This is a genomic window from Leuconostoc fallax (assembly GCF_004354645.1).
In the GTDB taxonomy this organism is placed as follows: Bacteria; Bacillota; Bacilli; order Lactobacillales; family Lactobacillaceae; genus Leuconostoc_B; species Leuconostoc_B fallax.
In genome coordinates this window covers 54579-70791 of the sequence record NZ_PUFI01000002.1, presented here as the reverse complement: position 1 = coordinate 70791, position 16213 = coordinate 54579, and the positions used below count along the sequence as shown (strand labels likewise).

Annotated in this window: 17 protein-coding genes; 10 read left to right on the top strand and 7 right to left on the bottom strand. The window is 36.7% G+C overall.

From position 1 onward, the window contains the following. Nucleotides 1-84: 84 nt before the first annotated feature. Both dnaN and dnaA read right to left on the bottom strand, forming a co-directional pair. Complete coding sequence (gene dnaN / locus C5L23_RS00365) at nt 85-1218, bottom strand: DNA polymerase III subunit beta (protein WP_010006863.1); 1134 nt, start codon at nt 1216-1218, stop codon at nt 85-87. 208 nt (nt 1219-1426) lie between these two features. Beyond that, on the bottom strand, nt 1427-2773 hold the full coding sequence (gene dnaA / locus C5L23_RS00360; protein ID WP_010006861.1) for a chromosomal replication initiator protein DnaA: 1347 nt from the start codon (nt 2771-2773) through the stop codon (nt 1427-1429). A gap of 602 nt (nt 2774-3375) precedes the next feature. On the opposite strand from dnaA, the gene rpmH reads away from it, so the two are divergent. The 7 genes from rpmH to C5L23_RS00325 all read left to right on the top strand — a co-directional run bounded on the left by rpmH (nt 3376) and on the right by C5L23_RS00325 (nt 7510). After that, nucleotides 3376-3516 (top strand): 50S ribosomal protein L34, encoded by a 141-nt coding sequence (rpmH, locus tag C5L23_RS00355; RefSeq protein WP_216761525.1) that lies wholly within the window; start codon nt 3376-3378, stop codon nt 3514-3516. A gap of 61 nt (nt 3517-3577) precedes the next feature. After that, entirely contained in the window at nt 3578-3925 is a 348-nt protein-coding gene (rnpA, locus tag C5L23_RS00350; protein WP_010006860.1) for a ribonuclease P protein component, read from the top strand. A gap of 25 nt (nt 3926-3950) precedes the next feature. Continuing rightward, the gene (locus C5L23_RS00345) at nt 3951-4790 is read left to right on the top strand and encodes a YidC/Oxa1 family membrane protein insertase (protein ID WP_010006859.1); all 840 of its coding nucleotides are present in this window, start codon (nt 3951-3953) and stop codon (nt 4788-4790) included. Between the two features lie 96 nt (nt 4791-4886). After that, complete coding sequence (gene lepB, locus C5L23_RS00340; protein WP_010006858.1) at nt 4887-5489, top strand: signal peptidase I; 603 nt, start codon at nt 4887-4889, stop codon at nt 5487-5489. Then, entirely contained in the window at nt 5458-5925 is a 468-nt protein-coding gene (locus C5L23_RS00335) for a GNAT family N-acetyltransferase (protein ID WP_010006857.1), read from the top strand. Before lepB ends, C5L23_RS00335 begins: the two co-directional genes overlap by 32 nt. Before the next feature lie 22 nt (nt 5926-5947). Next, nucleotides 5948-6862 carry a magnesium transporter CorA family protein gene (locus C5L23_RS00330; RefSeq protein ID WP_010006856.1) on the top strand — a complete coding sequence of 305 codons (915 nt, stop codon included), beginning with the start codon at nt 5948-5950 and terminating at the stop codon, nt 6860-6862. 72 nt (nt 6863-6934) lie between these two features. Beyond that, nucleotides 6935-7510: a xanthine phosphoribosyltransferase gene (locus C5L23_RS00325; RefSeq protein WP_133264129.1), complete on the top strand. Its 576-nt coding sequence runs from the start codon at nt 6935-6937 to the stop codon at nt 7508-7510. Between the two features lie 113 nt (nt 7511-7623). On the opposite strand, the gene C5L23_RS00320 is transcribed toward C5L23_RS00325, so the two are convergent. Both C5L23_RS00320 and C5L23_RS00315 read right to left on the bottom strand, forming a co-directional pair. Further along, nucleotides 7624-8901 (bottom strand): MFS transporter, encoded by a 1278-nt coding sequence (locus C5L23_RS00320; RefSeq protein ID WP_010006853.1) that lies wholly within the window; start codon nt 8899-8901, stop codon nt 7624-7626. Between the two features lie 102 nt (nt 8902-9003). Continuing rightward, nucleotides 9004-9822, bottom strand: coding sequence for a LysR family transcriptional regulator (locus tag C5L23_RS00315; protein WP_133264128.1), 819 nt, complete (start codon nt 9820-9822; stop codon nt 9004-9006). Between the two features lie 101 nt (nt 9823-9923). Here C5L23_RS00315 and C5L23_RS00310 point away from each other — a divergent pair, with 101 nt between their 5' ends. From C5L23_RS00310 to C5L23_RS00300, 3 genes are all read left to right on the top strand, one after another. Continuing rightward, the gene (locus C5L23_RS00310) at nt 9924-10925 is read left to right on the top strand and encodes a YeiH family protein (RefSeq protein WP_133264137.1); all 1002 of its coding nucleotides are present in this window, start codon (nt 9924-9926) and stop codon (nt 10923-10925) included. Nucleotides 10926-11094: 169 nt separating this feature from the next. Continuing rightward, on the top strand, nt 11095-12678 hold the full coding sequence (locus C5L23_RS00305) for a DHA2 family efflux MFS transporter permease subunit (protein WP_010006851.1): 1584 nt from the start codon (nt 11095-11097) through the stop codon (nt 12676-12678). Between the two features lie 70 nt (nt 12679-12748). Next, nucleotides 12749-13312: a TetR/AcrR family transcriptional regulator gene (locus tag C5L23_RS00300; protein ID WP_133264127.1), complete on the top strand. Its 564-nt coding sequence runs from the start codon at nt 12749-12751 to the stop codon at nt 13310-13312. A 182-nt stretch (nt 13313-13494) separates the two neighbouring features. On the opposite strand, the gene C5L23_RS00295 is transcribed toward C5L23_RS00300, so the two are convergent. From C5L23_RS00295 to C5L23_RS00285, 3 genes are all read right to left on the bottom strand, one after another. Beyond that, nucleotides 13495-14472 carry a LacI family DNA-binding transcriptional regulator gene (locus C5L23_RS00295; RefSeq protein ID WP_029508580.1) on the bottom strand — a complete coding sequence of 326 codons (978 nt, stop codon included), beginning with the start codon at nt 14470-14472 and terminating at the stop codon, nt 13495-13497. 70 nt (nt 14473-14542) lie between these two features. Further along, entirely contained in the window at nt 14543-14785 is a 243-nt protein-coding gene (locus C5L23_RS00290; protein ID WP_010006848.1) for a hypothetical protein, read from the bottom strand. A gap of 24 nt (nt 14786-14809) precedes the next feature. Next, nucleotides 14810-16210 carry a glycoside-pentoside-hexuronide (GPH):cation symporter gene (locus C5L23_RS00285; RefSeq protein ID WP_133264126.1) on the bottom strand — a complete coding sequence of 467 codons (1401 nt, stop codon included), beginning with the start codon at nt 16208-16210 and terminating at the stop codon, nt 14810-14812. Nucleotides 16211-16213 lie beyond the last annotated feature (3 nt).

Sequence of the window (16213 nt, the reverse complement as noted above, 5' to 3'; positions counted from 1 at the left end):
TAGACCGTACTGGCTTACTTAGGTTCAAATAAGTCCTAACGCGTTATTTGGCTTTTAAATAAAAAATAAGCAAAATGCAGTGAATTAAAATGTACGCACTGGTGTAATAAGTTGTAACTGTTTATTATCTGTTTCTCCAGCTGGCGTAATTGTAAATGGTCGTAAATTACTCGTGAATTGTAATTCAACTTCCTTATCGTGAAATACGCGTAATGCATCTCGTACATAATCTGGATTAAATGAAATTTCTAAATCATCCCCTTCAACTTTCTTAGCATCTAGGGCTTCTTTGACTTGTCCAATTTCTTGAGACATACCTGATAGAACAGCAGTATTATCTTTCATTGTTAATTGCACAACATTATTACGACTCTCATGACTCAACAAAGCAGCACGATCAATAGCACCCAATAATGTCATCGCATTAATCATAAGTTCAGTTGTACTTTCAGTTGGAATCAAACGATCTGTTTCTGGATAGTTCCCTTCCAGTAGTCGTGAATAGAATGTCGTGTTCCCTAAATCAAATACAGCTTGATTAGCTGTTAATTTAATGACAACACGGTCCTGTCCTTCCAACATTGCACCCAATTCTTTAAATGATTTTGCTGGTACAATCACATCCGCATTCACTTGTGCATCTGCGCCTGTTAACGTCACAATTCGCTGTGACAAACGATGAGAATCTGTTGTTACTGATTTAACACTATCACCTGTCAGTTGAAAATGAACACCTGTAAGAATTGGCCGACTTTCTTGGGTAGAAGCTGAAATAATTGTTTGCGAAATAATGTCTGTCAATTGAGCTGCAGAAACACTTAAACTCTCTGCGTCTTCAACTTCAGGTAATTGTGGATAGTTTTGGATATCTTGACCATTAATAGTAAAAGATGAAGCACCTGATGTAATGGCAGCGCGTAAGCCTTCTAATTTCAATTCAAAAGTATCTGCTGGTAAACGTTTAATGATGTTACTAAAGAAAGTAGCCGGTAATGTAATACCTCCCGTTTCTTTAATGATTAATTCTGCTGTTGTATCCGAATCAAGAATACGTGTTTGAATTGAAATATCTGCATTGGATCCAGTTAAAGTGAGTTGAGTATCAGATACTTCGATTTTGATATTAGTCAAAATTGGAATTGTTGTCCGTGATGAAATTGCACGAGATACAGCATTTAATGATTTTATAAAATTTTGACGATTGATTGAAAAATGCATGATGGCTCCTTCAAATAGCAGTGCATAGTTATTAAATAATTAGATTAAATAATCTAGTAGTAATAATAAGGGCTGTGAATCTTGTGGGAAAGTACAATGTGAATAACAAACATATAACTTTGACTTGTTCACAAGGCTGTGGAAAAGCAAGCACATGTTTACTGAGTTATAAACAATACGTTTTACTCTCTATTATTATACGCTTTAGTTATTTACCATTCTTAATTTCATCAGTCAAAGCATCCAACATTTCTTTCATCCGTGGATCTGCTTCAGATTTTTCGGTTATTTTATTTGTTGCATGTAATACTGAAGAATGGTCACGGCCACCAAATGAGCGACCAATATCTGGTAATGATTCGTTAGTCAGTGTACGCGTTAAATACATTGCAATATGACGCGCATTAACAAGATCTTTTTTGCGACTACTACTTTTTAAATCATCAATTGTTTGCATATAATAGTCCGCTACAATTTGTTGAATACGTTCCACAGTAATATCAAAACCTTGATTAATATTTAAATCACCTAGTATTTGTTGGGCGGTTTCTTTTGTTGCGGGTTTATTCATAAAGCGTAATGTTGCTTCAAATTTGTGAAAGGCCCCTTCTAGCGAACGTACGTTATTATCAACTTTTTCGGCAATTAATTCCAAAACATCGCGAGGAATATTGAGACCATCAGTTTCTGCTTTATTTTGTAGAATAGCAACACGTGTTGGAAGATCAGGTTTTAAAATATCCATTGAGATACCAGCTTCAAACCGGGTCGTTAAACGCTGTTGTAAATCAGGAATATTTTTTGGTAATTGATCGGACGTCATCACGATTTGACGCCCTGTTTTAGTTAAGGCATTAAATGTATTGAAGAATTCTTCTTGAATTTTGTCTTTACCAGACAAAAATTGAATATCATCAATGAGTAGTAAATCAACAGTGCGGTAGTCACGCTTGAATGTCGCAGTTGCACCTTCACCTGCTCTAAGTGAGTCGGTAAAATCGTTAGTAAAATCTTCGGTAGTGGCGTATTTAATACGTGCTTGGGGATGCGTTTTGGCATATTCGTTGCCGATGGCTTGCATTAAATGAGTCTTACCTAAGCCGACACCACCAAAGATTAAATAAGGATTCCAATTTGTTCCTGGTTCTTCAGCAACAGCACGAGCAATCGCTGTTGCCTGTTCATTACCAGAACCAACAACCCAAGATTCAAAGGTAAAATGTTCATTTAAATCAGATTCTCGTCGGAATGCTGGGTTATCTGGGATTTCTTGTTTTATAGCTTGAGGCTGTGCAATTTTAATTTCTGGTTTAATAAAAGAACCTTCAGTAATTTCAACAGCATATTGGACAAAATTCATGGCAAAAGCTTTATTCCAATTTTCAATGATGTCGGCGCTATCTTCTTCTGGTACCTCAAATACGAAACTAGAATCATCTAATTTAATGGGGTGCAGTGGCTCGATAAACGATTCAAATGAAACTGGGCCAAGTTCTTGATAAAATTTGGCTTTGACTTGAGACCATAATTCTTCTTTTGTAATTGGTTTCGTCACGAAAAATCTCCTTCAAAGCGTGTGAGCAAACACAAAAAAGTGCTTGCAAGCGTGATTCACGGTGTTTTTTTGAAAAACGCTCATGGATGACACGCTAAACTATCCAAACTGAACAGTTAAGCAAAACTTATTATAACAAGGATGAAAACAGTTTTCCACAGGTAAACGACAATAATTGAGAATATCCCCAGTTGTGGGAAACGAAAATCAACAGATGTGCATACTAAGACGAACAAATGTGTGGGTTATCCACAAGCTAACAAGGTTTTCCACTCCTTCTTGTTTGAAAGGACACCTTATGAGGTTGTTATACACATTATCCACAATTAGGGACAAACACCCTGTGGATATGTGGATAACTTGTTAGCATCGATGTTTATAATATTAAATTAAAGTGATCCTATACACATGGCTGTGGGCTCTTTGGGATAATCTTGTGAATAGTTAAGAAAGTCTTAAGGCACCTTAAATTGGGTATATGTTTCATTCCATAACCAAATATTAGGTTATTATTCATAGAAAGTAGACATTCAAACAGATTCGTGGTATTATTAAATCCGAATTGCAAAGTTTTTGCAGGAAAAAATCGCGAATGGAGGTGAATACACATGAAGCGTACATACCAACCAAAGAAGCGTCATCGTGAACGCGTACACGGATTCCGTAAGCGCATGAGCACGAGCAACGGTCGTAAAGTATTGGCTCGCCGTCGTGCAAAGGGCCGTAAGGTATTATCTGCCTAAGTTGGTCGCTGCAATGCAGTGGCCTTTTTATTTTAAGTTAATGTGAACTCTGGAGATAGCTATGCGTAAAACATTTCGAATAAAAAAGCCGGAAGAATTCCAGATGGTCTTTAACAAGCATCATTCGGTTGCAAATAAATATTTTATTGTTTATCAATTACATAAACCTGGTCAAAAACATTTTCGGTTGGGTCTATCTGTTAGTAAAAAGATAGGGAAGGCGCATGATCGTGTTTGGGTAAAACGCCGAATACGTCAAAGTCTGCTGGAATTAAAACCACTCATACCAAACGAACTTGATCTATTGGTTATTGCAAGACCTGCAATTGCTCATCAAGATCAACATTTTGTAAAACAACAGATTGTACATGTCTTAAAACTTGCAAATGTATTAGCAAGTGACGCGTAACCGCGTGGTCATAGGGAGAAAATTTGTGAAAAAATTGCAATCTATTTTAAAGAAGATTGGCGTAGTGCCCATTGTTATTGCAGTTATAGCATTGATCATTATGATTATTGCTGCAGTAACCTATGATGGACACATTGCCAGTAATAACATATGGAACGCGTTTGTTGCAGCCTTTACAAGTTCTATACTTGGAATGGCGCATTGGTTTGGGTCTAATTATGGTTGGGGAATTGTTGTTTTCACCATTATGGTCCGGTTATTGATTTTGCCGTTGATGGTATTCTCTATTGGCTCAATGATGAAGATGCAAGTTGTCCAGCCAAAACTAAAAGCATTGCAAGCTAAATATCCGGGTAAAGATACTGAAAGTCGTCAATTGATGATGGCCGAACAGCAAGCCTTATATAAAGAAGCTGGCGTTAATCCATTTGCGTCATTCTTACCATTAATTGTGCAGATGCCGATTTTGATTGCTTTATATCAAGCGATATCAAGTTCTCAAGAATTACGTTCAGGTGAATTTTTATGGTTAGCATTAGGTAATCGTGATCCGTACTTTATTTTGCCAATATTAGCTGCAGTGTTTACTTTTGCTTCATCGTGGTTATCAATGCAATCTAATCCAGATCAAAGTGGCGTTACGAAATTTATGCCGTATATTTTCCCAGTTGTCATATTTTTCTCAGCGCTAGCAGTGCCAAGTGCTTTGTCACTATACTGGGTGGTGTCTAATGCTTTTCAAACAGCACAGACATTGGTTTACCAGAATCCATTTAAGATTAAGCGTGAACGCGAAATTAAGTTAGCAGCCGAAAAGAGGATGCAACGTAAAATTGCGAAAGCTAAGCGTAGTCGTAAAAAATAACAAAATAAAAAATCAGGTACAGTGTGTACCTGATTTTTTATTTCAGAGTATATTTTGAAAAACTGTTATAATTGATACTATGTAAGAGGTGTACACATGAAATTTATTAAAAATTGGGTTATTCCCATAGCAATTGGTTTACTTATTGCATATATTATTCAATTTTGGTTTGTCACAGTAAGAGTTAAGGGACCGTCAATGGAACCTAACTTGGTTAATAATCAATTTGTTATTGAAAGCCGCAAGGCCAATATTAAACGTGGGGATGTGATTGTATTCGATGCAAGACACGAAGATCCTAATAATAAAAGTGATCATAAAGATTATGTGAAGCGCGTTATTGGTGTTAGTGGTGATCGTGTGGAACATAAGGGATCAAATCTCTATGTTAACGGAAAGTTAGTTGATCAAGATTACATCGGTCTGACCGAACGTAGTAGTGGTACATGGGGAGATTGGTCATTAACAACCTTGTCAAAGAGCAATACTTGGCAAGCTAAAGATCGGAATCAAAGTGTTGTGCCTAAGAATAGCTACTTTGTTTTAGGTGATCATCGATCAGTTTCCAATGACAGTCGAACATTTGGCTTCGTTGAAAAGAAACATGTTAATGGTAAAGTGATTGTGCCATTTTGGAATACTGATAAAACGGCAAAGGGCAATGTCAATGAACAATCAAAACGATTTTTCGACAAATAAGCATATTTTATCACACTTAATTTTACGCGCAGTGCAACCAGAAGATTTGGCCGCACTTGCGCGTATTTATTTAGTTAGCCGTCAGTATCATTTTCATTGGCTTAAACAGCCGAGATTAGATGATTTTTATACCGCAATTATTGGAGAAAATATTGAAGTTGCAGAAATTAATCATGAGATTGTCGGCTTTTCATCTTTAAATATAAATGAAAATTTTTTGCATTTATTATTTATTAAAGAGGAGTGGCATGGCCGAGGTATTGGTAAAATGCTTTTAACGTCTGCAAGACAGCGCGTTGAGCAACCACTTGAACTTAAAGTGGTGGTTGCTAATCAACGTGCACAAAAATTTTATGAACGTGAGGGGATGGTACCAGTACGTCATTCAACGTTGGCTGTACCGCCTAACATAACCTATCGTGATCCAATGAAGTAAAAATGTCGTTTAATGGAGTAATATGATTGAAATTTTAAAACAAACAAAAGACTATACTTGGTTTCATATTGTTGGATTGACGCCACATGACCGCCGTCAACTTGTTGATGACTACGAATTAACTGAGGAAATGATTAATTATGCGATTGACCATAATGAAAGCGTTCGTGTCGAGTATGATGTGCAGGCCGACGAGATTTTAATGGTTTTTGACGTTATTACGGATCATACTGATCTCATGCAAGTCGCAACTCAACCGATTGGCATAATGATTATGCCAGAACATCGGTCTATATATACTTTTGCACATGAGCATACAGCACATGTGCGTCAAGCCTTTATCGACGGCAGTGGTGTTGATAAAGAAGATGCTGTTGATTTGATATTTTCTGGCTTGTATCAATTAGTGACAGAGTATATCAATAATATTGTCGAGATTAATCGCAAAAGGCGCATTGTACAAGCGCGTATTAGCGAAAAACATCAAAAATGGGCACGTTTAGAAGAACTTGTACAGTTAAAGACACGACTCATTTATTTACAAAACTCCTTGGCTAATAATGCAGCAATGCTGAAGAATTTTCGTGCCGACTTTAGTACACAAGTGACGGCCAAAACACTTGAGCATATCGATGATGTACTGGTTGAAGTGGATCAAGCTAAAACAATGGCTGATTTAGCAATGGATGTGATTAACTCCGTTAGTGATGCTTATGGTTATTTAAGTAATCAGGAATTGAACTGGACGATGAAAATGCTCACTGTATATTCTATTATTTTAACGATGCCAACAATTGTTGGGGGATTTTACGGTGAAAACGTTGCTTTACCGTGGGCATCTGAACGATATAGCTGGTTAATTACAATTGGTATTACTATTTTCTTGATGGGTGTGACCACATTCATCTTATGGCGCTCAGGCTTTTTTAGAAAATAATCAGCAATCCTTGTTTTAATCATATGCGGCATCTGGATAAGCAGTAAAAAGAGAAAGGTAGTATCGTAACATATGAAATTATTGGAACAGCGTATTCAAAAGGATGGTCGTGTCTTAGGGGATGATATTTTAAAAGTGGATACATTTTTAAATCATCAAGTGGATCCTGAACTCATGCAAGATTTAGGTGAAGCGTTTGCGCAAGCATTTGCTAAATATAAAATTGATAAAGTTGTGACAGTTGAATCGTCTGGTATCGCACCAGCATTGTTTACTGGTTTAGCCTTACATGTACCGGTGATTTTTGCCCGAAAAAATAAATCCTTAACCTTACCTGATGACGTGTATACAGCAGATGTGTATTCCTTTACTAAACAGACAACCAATCACATTATGATTGATCATCGTTTTTTAAATCGTGGGGAAAATATTTTATTGATAGATGATTTTTTAGCTAATGGGCAAGCAATTTCAGGATTATTGGATATCAGTCATCAAGCTGGTACTTATGTTGTTGGTGTTGGCATTGTTATCGAAAAGGCCTTTCAAAAGGGGCGCGCTATATTAGATGCGCAAGGTATCGATGTTGTATCGCTAGCGCGTATTTCGAATTTTGAAAATGGGCAGGTAGTTTTTGCAACTGAATAGTTTCACGTGAAACATTCATGATATGCCACCGATTTAAATAGCTAGCAATCGGAATGCATACGTATGGTTGGTAGATAAAATAAAAAAGCACTTCGAGGAGTGCTTTTTTGTGTTTACTTATCAAGATGTGAATTTTTAGACGTTTCTAACATTCGTGCGTAAACAATCAAACTAATCAAAATTGCAGCGGATACGTAATAGAAAAATAGATTTTCATGGTTATTATCTTTAAGCCATAGGGCAACATATTCAACGGTACCACCAAAAATTGCGACGGTTAAGCCGTAAGGAAAACCAACACCAAGTGCACGAACTTCAGTTGGAAATAGTTCTGCTTTAACGATGGCATTGATTGATGTATAACCACTTACAATTAATAGCCCGGCTAGCATTAAGAAGAATGACCATAAGGGGCTGGCTAATATTTGAAGGCCCTCAAATATTGGCACAGTGAGTAAGGTGCCCAAAATACCAAACCAATAAAGGAGAGGCTTACGACCAATTTTATCTGATAATAAGCCGAAGACAGGTTGTAGAATCATGAAAATAAATAAGGCAAAGAAGTTAATCCAAGTCACACGTTGAGCGGGGAGATGTAGTGTGTTGATCATGAATTTTTGCATGTATGTTGTGTAAGTATAAAAGGCAATAGTACCACCTAGCGTTAAACCAACAACGGTAATCACTTGTTTAGGATATTTTGCTAATTGATGCAGTGTTCCTTTTTGGCCTTTTTTCTTAGCAGCATTTTCGAATTGTGTGGATTCTGCCATGGACAGCCTAAGGTAAAGAACAATAACCGCACCTAGGGCACCAATAATGAAAGGAATACGCCAAGCCCATTCATGAAGTTGACCATCTGTGAAGGTAAATTGTAAAACAATTTGAACCAGTAGGGCAAGTAATTGACCACTAATTAAAGTGACATACTGGAAGGACGCATAGAAACCGCGACGTTTAGGGCTTGCCATTTCAGAAAGATAGGTAGCTGAAGTACCGTATTCACCACCTAAGGAAATACCTTGAAGGAGGCGCGTGAGAATCAAAATGATTGGGGACCATATACCTATCGTGGCATATGTTGGTGTTAGTGCAATGATTAAGGAACCGCCGGCCATGATGACGACGGATAATGTTAATGCGGCACGTCGACCGCGTTGGTCTGCATATTTACCCATGATAAAGCTACCAAAGGGACGCATTAAGAAACCAACGGCAAATACAGCTGCAGCGCTAAGTAATGTCACTGTTTGATCATGGCTAGGGAAAAAAGCACCAGAAAAATAAACGGAAAAGGAAGCATAGATGTACCAGTCGAACCATTCGACTAAATTACCTAAGGAGCCTTTAATGATATTACCAGCGATCCACTTCTCATTTTTGACCTGCATATTTATTCACACTCCTTTAAGAGAATCTAGTTCTTATCTTAAATACAATGAGAACAAAACACTAGCTTTGATGTTAGAAAAGATTACATGTGTAATTTAATTTTACGGTTTAAAGTGAGACCAAATATCTTGCAAGACAGTGCGGACTGTTTGATCTTCGGTGTGTTGTGGTGAAATGAGATAAAAATCACGTTTAAATTCTTCACTTAACGGTGTAGAGGGAATATTTGATGGTAGTACTTTTTCAGAAATAATAGATTGACCGATGCCTGACTGAAGTAAAGCAATAATTGTATCATTACTAGCGACAGTAATACTGTGCTTTGGTACGATGTTGTGAATTTTAAAGTATTGTTGAGTGTAATGATAGACACCAGATCCCGTTTCACGGATTAACCATAATGCTTGATCAGAATAACCTGCTAACACTAATTGATCATGCATTGCAATTTGGCGCATGACGTTATCAGCTGTAATTGGCTTTTCAATGAGACCAAGATCAATTTTATGTTGGCTGACGTCTTCCAAAACACGTTCGGAATTTTGCATTTCAACATGAATATCTAATGTATCAATTTTTGGCATTAAAAATTTTAATACTTGAGGTAAAAAACTAATTGCTGTTGTATGTGATGCAGCAATTCTAAAAATCACACGCTGATTATTGTGTTGCGTAATGGCATGCTGCGCAGCCGCCCATTCATCAATAATTGTAAGTGCTTGGGGATAGAATTGTTTGGCCTGTTCAGTCGGTATGATTTCAGTACGACCATTACGAGTGAATAACGCTGTCCCTAATTCGCTTTCCAATTGATGAATATGAACGCTGACAGTGGGCTGTGAAATAAAAAGTTGGGTCGCTGCTTTGGAAAAATTACGGGTTTCAAAGACAGTGATGAATGTTTCAAGTAGTTTAAACATAATTATTACCTTATTTAATAGAAAGTATTTAAAAAATTTATTTTACAAATGATTATAAACATCTTAAACTAACTTTATCAACTGTGGAGAGTAGAAATGTGATGAAAATTAAATCGAATATGATAAGTGGTATTATTGCGACCTTAATTTTATCGGCAATTGCCAAATTATTATCGCCATTCTTACCATCATTAGGGGCTGAAGCCATTGCAATGTTGTTGGGAATTATATTAGGGAATACTGTACTAAGTCGTGCCTCTTTTGCACCAGGGATGAAGTGGGCTGAAAAATATCCAATCGAAGTTGGTATTGCGCTAATGGGATTGACTGTTACGCTAAAAACAATTGAGAGCCTAGGTATTAATGGTATATTGTTTATTTTGATTCAAATGACATTGACAATCGTAGTCGTACTTTATATGGGTGGTCGTATCTTTAAAGTATCGAACCAAGCAGCCATGTTAATGGGAGCTGGAAATGCTGTTTGTGGTTCAAGTGCAATTGCATCAGTAGCACCTGTTATCGGCGCTACTGATGATCAACGTCGAACAACAGTTGCAACGGTTAGTTTAGCCGGTGTTGTACTTTTGTTAGTTTTGCCTGTATTAGGACCACAAATTTTGGGAAATAATAATCTACTATTGGGTGCTTTGGTCGGTGGTATTGTTCAGTCTGTTGGTCAAGTTGTTGGAACAGCTGCTTTGATTAATCCTACTGTGGTAACCTACGCGACACTGTTCAAAATGTTACGTGTCATTCTTTTGACAGTTGTTGTTTTGGTTTTCGCCCGAACAGCTCAAAAAAAGTCAAGAATGGCAGGTACACCTGAAATAACACATAAGCATGGTTTGCAAGTGCCTTGGTTCGTAACATGCTTTATTATCTTTTTGCTCATTAATAGTTTTGTGAGTGTGCCGAGTGTTGTTACTTCCGGTGCTAAAGAAATCGCTGGTTTCTTTGGTGTTGTTAATTTAGCAGGAATTGGTTTGAATCTCAAAATTGATACTATTAAGAAGTCAGGTAGCAAGTTCTTAACGTATGGATTGGTTACCGCTGTATTTCAAGTTATCTTAGCGATTGTGCTGATTAAAGTGTTGTTCTAAATAAAAAAGTAATATAAAAACCTCTTGGATATTATTCAAGAGGTTTTTTATATTGAAATAAATAAATTTTTATTCATTAATTAAAACTAATTTATTTCTCTATTGACATCGAGTGCCAAAAAATGTAATCTTTTTTGTGGCACTAAGTGTCATATAAGGAGGAAGAAATATGAAGATCAAGAAGAAATGGTTGGTGTTGATTTCTTTAACATTAGGTAGTTTAATGATTGGTATTGATGCTACGAGTTTAAATATTGCCTTACCAACCTTAGCCAATAAGTTAGGTGCTAGCAGTTCTCAATTACAATGGTTTGTAGATGGATACAATTTGGTTCTTGCAGTCCTTTTGTTGCCAGCTGGATTAATTGTAGACAGATTTGGGCAGAAAATTTCGATTATTCTATCATTTATGATTTTTGGTGTAGCATCTCTTACGTGTGCATTATCCACTACGCCAGAAATGTTGATTGGTGCTAGATTTATACTAGCAGTTGGTGCAGCGTTAATGACACCAGCTAGTATGTCAATAATTCCTACACTATTTAAAAAAGATGAGCAACAAACAGCCACCACAGTCTTAGTTGCTTCGGCTACAATTGGTTTACCATTAGGCCCAATTTTGGGTGGTTGGTTACTAGAAAATTTTAATTGGAATTCAATTTTTTATATTGCTGTTCCGATTGCTATTTTAGCTATTATTGTAACTATATTCTTAATGCCCAATATTCAAAATAAAACAAAGACCAATATCGATTGGTTGGGTATTATCTTATCTAGTATAGGGTTAGGAGGATTTACCTATGGTGTAATTCGAGCCAGTGAATATTCATGGTCAGACAATGGTGTATTAATTTCATTAATTGGCGGTGTCATTATTATGGTCATTTTTGTTGCTTGGCAACTTAAGGCTAAGTATGCATTAATTGATATGAGTCTATTTAAAGATCGAATTTTTAGCTCTAGCGTTGTATTGATTTTCATGTTCACCTTTATTATGTTTGGTTTAATATTTGTATTACCACAGTTTTTCCAAAATATTGAGGGTGTAGGTCCGCAAGCAACAGGTATTCGACTATTACCATTAATATTGGGATTATTAGTGGCAGCGGTATTAGGCGATAAATTACATTTAAGTGATAGAAATTTAGTTGGCATTGGCTTTGTTTTTGCCGGAATCGCTAGCGGACTTGGCATGTTAATAACAATTCGTTCTGGTTATGGATATGTTGCTCTTGTATCGACCATTGCAGGCTTAGGCATTGGTTTAGCATTACCTAAACTAATGGGGTTGGGATTAAGCCAATTATCTCCCAATAAAGCAGGTATTGGCTCATCAGTACTCAATACATTTAAACAAGTTGGTAGTACGATGGGGGTAGCAATTTTAGGGACAGTGCTGAGCACTACCTATAAGCATCATGTTAAGATTAATGGATTATCACATCATTTAAAGGATGTTATTAACGAGGGGATTACCCAAGGCATAGCAGTGGCTACTAAGATTCAAAAAACAATAATAGTATCTAAACAACAGCTTGAAAATATGTTTAATAATCATCAAATATCAAGTACACTGTATCAAAGTAAACTTCATCAATTAAACAGCATGCAAAATAATGCACGTGATTTATTACATTCTGTTAAAACAAGTTTTATAATGGGAACATCACAAGTATTTTTAATTTGTTTGGTGGTATCTGCTTTTGGCGTATTGGTTACGCTCATTTGTATGCCGAAAAATATAAAAAGTTAGGCATTTTGCAATAATGCTATTTAGCCTGTATACTTCTTACAAAATAGACTTTTAATTTGGGCGGTAGATAATGGCTGAAGAAAATCGCAAACAAAAAATTATTAAGATTGCAAATCAATTATTTACAGAAAAAGGATATACAGAAACAACCATGACAGAAATTGCTGATCGAAGTGGCATCTCTCGTCGTACTTTATTTCGTATTTTTCCAAGAAAACAAGACCTCTTGGTTATTGGATATAATAGTGTACCAATAGATGAGTGGATCAATCAACAACCAGCGGATAAAGAACTGGTTCAAGTACTAACCGACTTATTAAAAGAACAGAACATGATGGGTGGTACGGATTTACAGAAAAATTATCAAAGATGGTTTGAAACTCTAAATGTAGAGCCAGATACACGTTCAGCAATATTGCAAAAAGTGTTGAAACAGATGCCACTAGCGGTTCAATTATTATCTAAAAAATATTCTAATATCAGTGAAGAAGAAATATGGATAACAATTGGATCACTAGTAGGCGTCATTATTGCAGCTTGGGCCAAAGTTTCTGATGATAAAGGCTCTGATCCGTTAGAACAAATTAATCAAAATTTGGAGTTAATCGCAAAAAAATTAAGTGATGGTAAATGATAGTATTGACCTCGCATGTGATCATTTTGGCTAGAGTATGATAAAATTTGTTTGGTTTATTTAGCTCATGTTTAGATATTGTACAGAAAAATAAAAACACCCATTAGTATTTTTAAGAGTAAATACTAATGGGTGTTTTTTGTGAGCTATCTGTAAAGATACAGCTGCATGTTTACGGATAATTATTTTGTTGTCATGCCTTCGATAAACGTTACGGGTAGAATAATTGGCTTAACTAGAGATGATTTGGTATTGGGCTTAGACAATTGATATTGGAGCTGTTGCACTGCTATATGAACAATTTTTTCAATCGGTTGGCGAATTGAAGATAACATAGGCTGCTGGCGAGCGTAAATTTTAGCAGCATCAAACCCGATAATTTGAACATCAGCAGGTACGGCAATATGATGTTGTAATAATAGATGCCAGAAATCGCTAGCATATTCATCCGAATCCGAAAAAATACCATCATAGTTAAAACTTTTATAAGTAATATTGCTGTTTATGAATTGTTCGAAGTCATCAATGAACTGAACTGAATCGGAAGCAATAAAGCGATGATAATGGATATGATTTTGCTGACAAAAATCTTTGAAACCTTTTTCACGCAAAGCAGACACACCGACCACCGGGGTTTTAGAAATAAAGAGTAATCGACGCGCACCACGCTGATAAAGTTGCTCAGCAGCGATGAAACCACCTTGATAGTTATCAGAGATAATGAGTGGAAAATTTTGGGTTACACGATTTTCAATTGCAACTAATGGGATATCTGGCGATACGAGATGGCTAATATCTGCATAAGACATGGTAATAATACCCGCGACTTTTTGTGTTTTAGCCATTTCAATGTAGGCCATTTCCTTTGATGCCTGACTGTTTGAATTGCATAAAATCATTTTATAACCAAGAGCATCCAGTGCAATTTGCATATGATAGCTTAGCTCGGAAAAAAAGGGAGAATTAACGGTAGGAATAATCCACACTACATAATTGGAACGATTTGTTTTTAATGCGCGAGCGGTTGCGTTGGGAACATAATTTAATGTTTTGATGGCATTTTCGATTTTGAGTTTTGTATTGGGTCGAACACTGCGCCCGTTAATATAATTTGAAACTGTTCCACGTGAAACACCCGCAACTCTTGAAACATCATTCATATTTGCCAATTGCTTTACCCCGCATTTTTCTATACAAAAAGGCACTCTATTATAAAGCGCCTTTCTAATCTTAAGGTTGAAACCTTCCAGATAACATTTTATCAAATAAATCTGATATTTGCTTTTGTTTCATACTCTCAAGTTGATTTATTTCCAGTTGATTAAAGTCCTTAATGAGATAGTAAGCCTCCAAGTATAACGTCAGTTGGTGTTTAATAAAACGTTGATTGGTTAGATTGGGATCACGTACTGAATGACTAATAATATTCATTGCAAATTCATTAGGATCGATTTTTAAATTATCTTCATTCATCAATAAAGCTCTCCTTATTGTTAATTAATTTGTTTGGTTTTCACGAGCATGCTTTTGAGTTAGAGCGGCCATCATTTCCTTTTCTTTAGCTGGTGTCAAGCTATAGAAGAGAATAAGGATGAGGGATAGAACTAATGCGAGCATTGGCACCCAGACATAGTTGGCTTCAATGGCAAATAATGCAGCTGGTGATTGGCTCTTATTGGGGATGTAGTGTCCCATAGATAAGAGTAATCCAGTGATGGCACCGCCGATACCCATACCAAATTTGGCTGTGAAACTTGAGGCTGACGTGACGATACCTTCAGCACGCACACCGTTTTTCCATTCACCATAGTCAACAGCATCTGCTAATAGTACGGCAATTAAGGCACCGATGAAGCCATTACCGAAGTTACCAACGATAGTACCGACGATGACAATTGGAATATTAAGAATTTGTGCACCAAGACCTAATATGAGTTGGCCTACAATACTAATAGCGAGCCCAGCTAGCAGTGTCTTCTTCTTGCCCAATTTCATGACAACATAAGGCGTTAAGAAAACAGAAACTAAACCAATAGCATTAAATAGTAGGGCAAATGATACTAATTCAGGTCGATCCAAGTTGTATTTAAAGAAATAAATGGTGACTTGTCCTTTGGTTTGCATGCCTAGCCAGTAGACAAAGTTTAAGCCAATAACAATCAACCAAGGCCAGTTTCTTTTTAATGCTTTCAGTGATTTTTTAATAGGGAGTGGCTTTTGTGATTCAAGTGTTTGGACACGTTCGCGCAAATTGGCGAAAACAACAAGATAGATAACAAAGAAGACTAGAGCGGCCATGACAGCAACTAAGAAGAAACCTCTTCTTGGATTATCACCGCCGCCAAATAGCGTGACGAGTGGTAATGCAATAACCGAAATTAGGGTACCACCGAAGTTAGAACAAAGAGAGCGGATCGTTGATAAAAGAACACGTTCATCAGGATTGATCGTCATGCTCGGTAGGATAGAAGTTAGTGGAATGTTAACGGCAGAGTACAAGACGCCGATACCAATATAAGTAACATAGGCCCATACGATTTTCCAATTCATAGGGAGATCAGGCGTTGTAAAACATAGAATCGTAAATATCGTAAACGGGGCATTGAACCATAGTAAGAACGGACGACTACGTCCCCATTTGCTATGGGTATGATCAATCATAATCCCCCAAAAGGGACCATCAAAGGCATCAATTACACGGGCGACAAGCATCAAAGTACCAACTGCCGCAGCGGTGATGCCAAATACATCCGTATAAAAATACATTAAATAAGTACCGATTAAGCTAAAGGTGAAACTACAGGCAAAATCGCTGGCACCATAACTTAAGCGTTCATTCCAAGGCAAAATACCCTTAGAAAGCCGTTTTTCGACACTTGATTTTGAATTGCTTGCCATAAT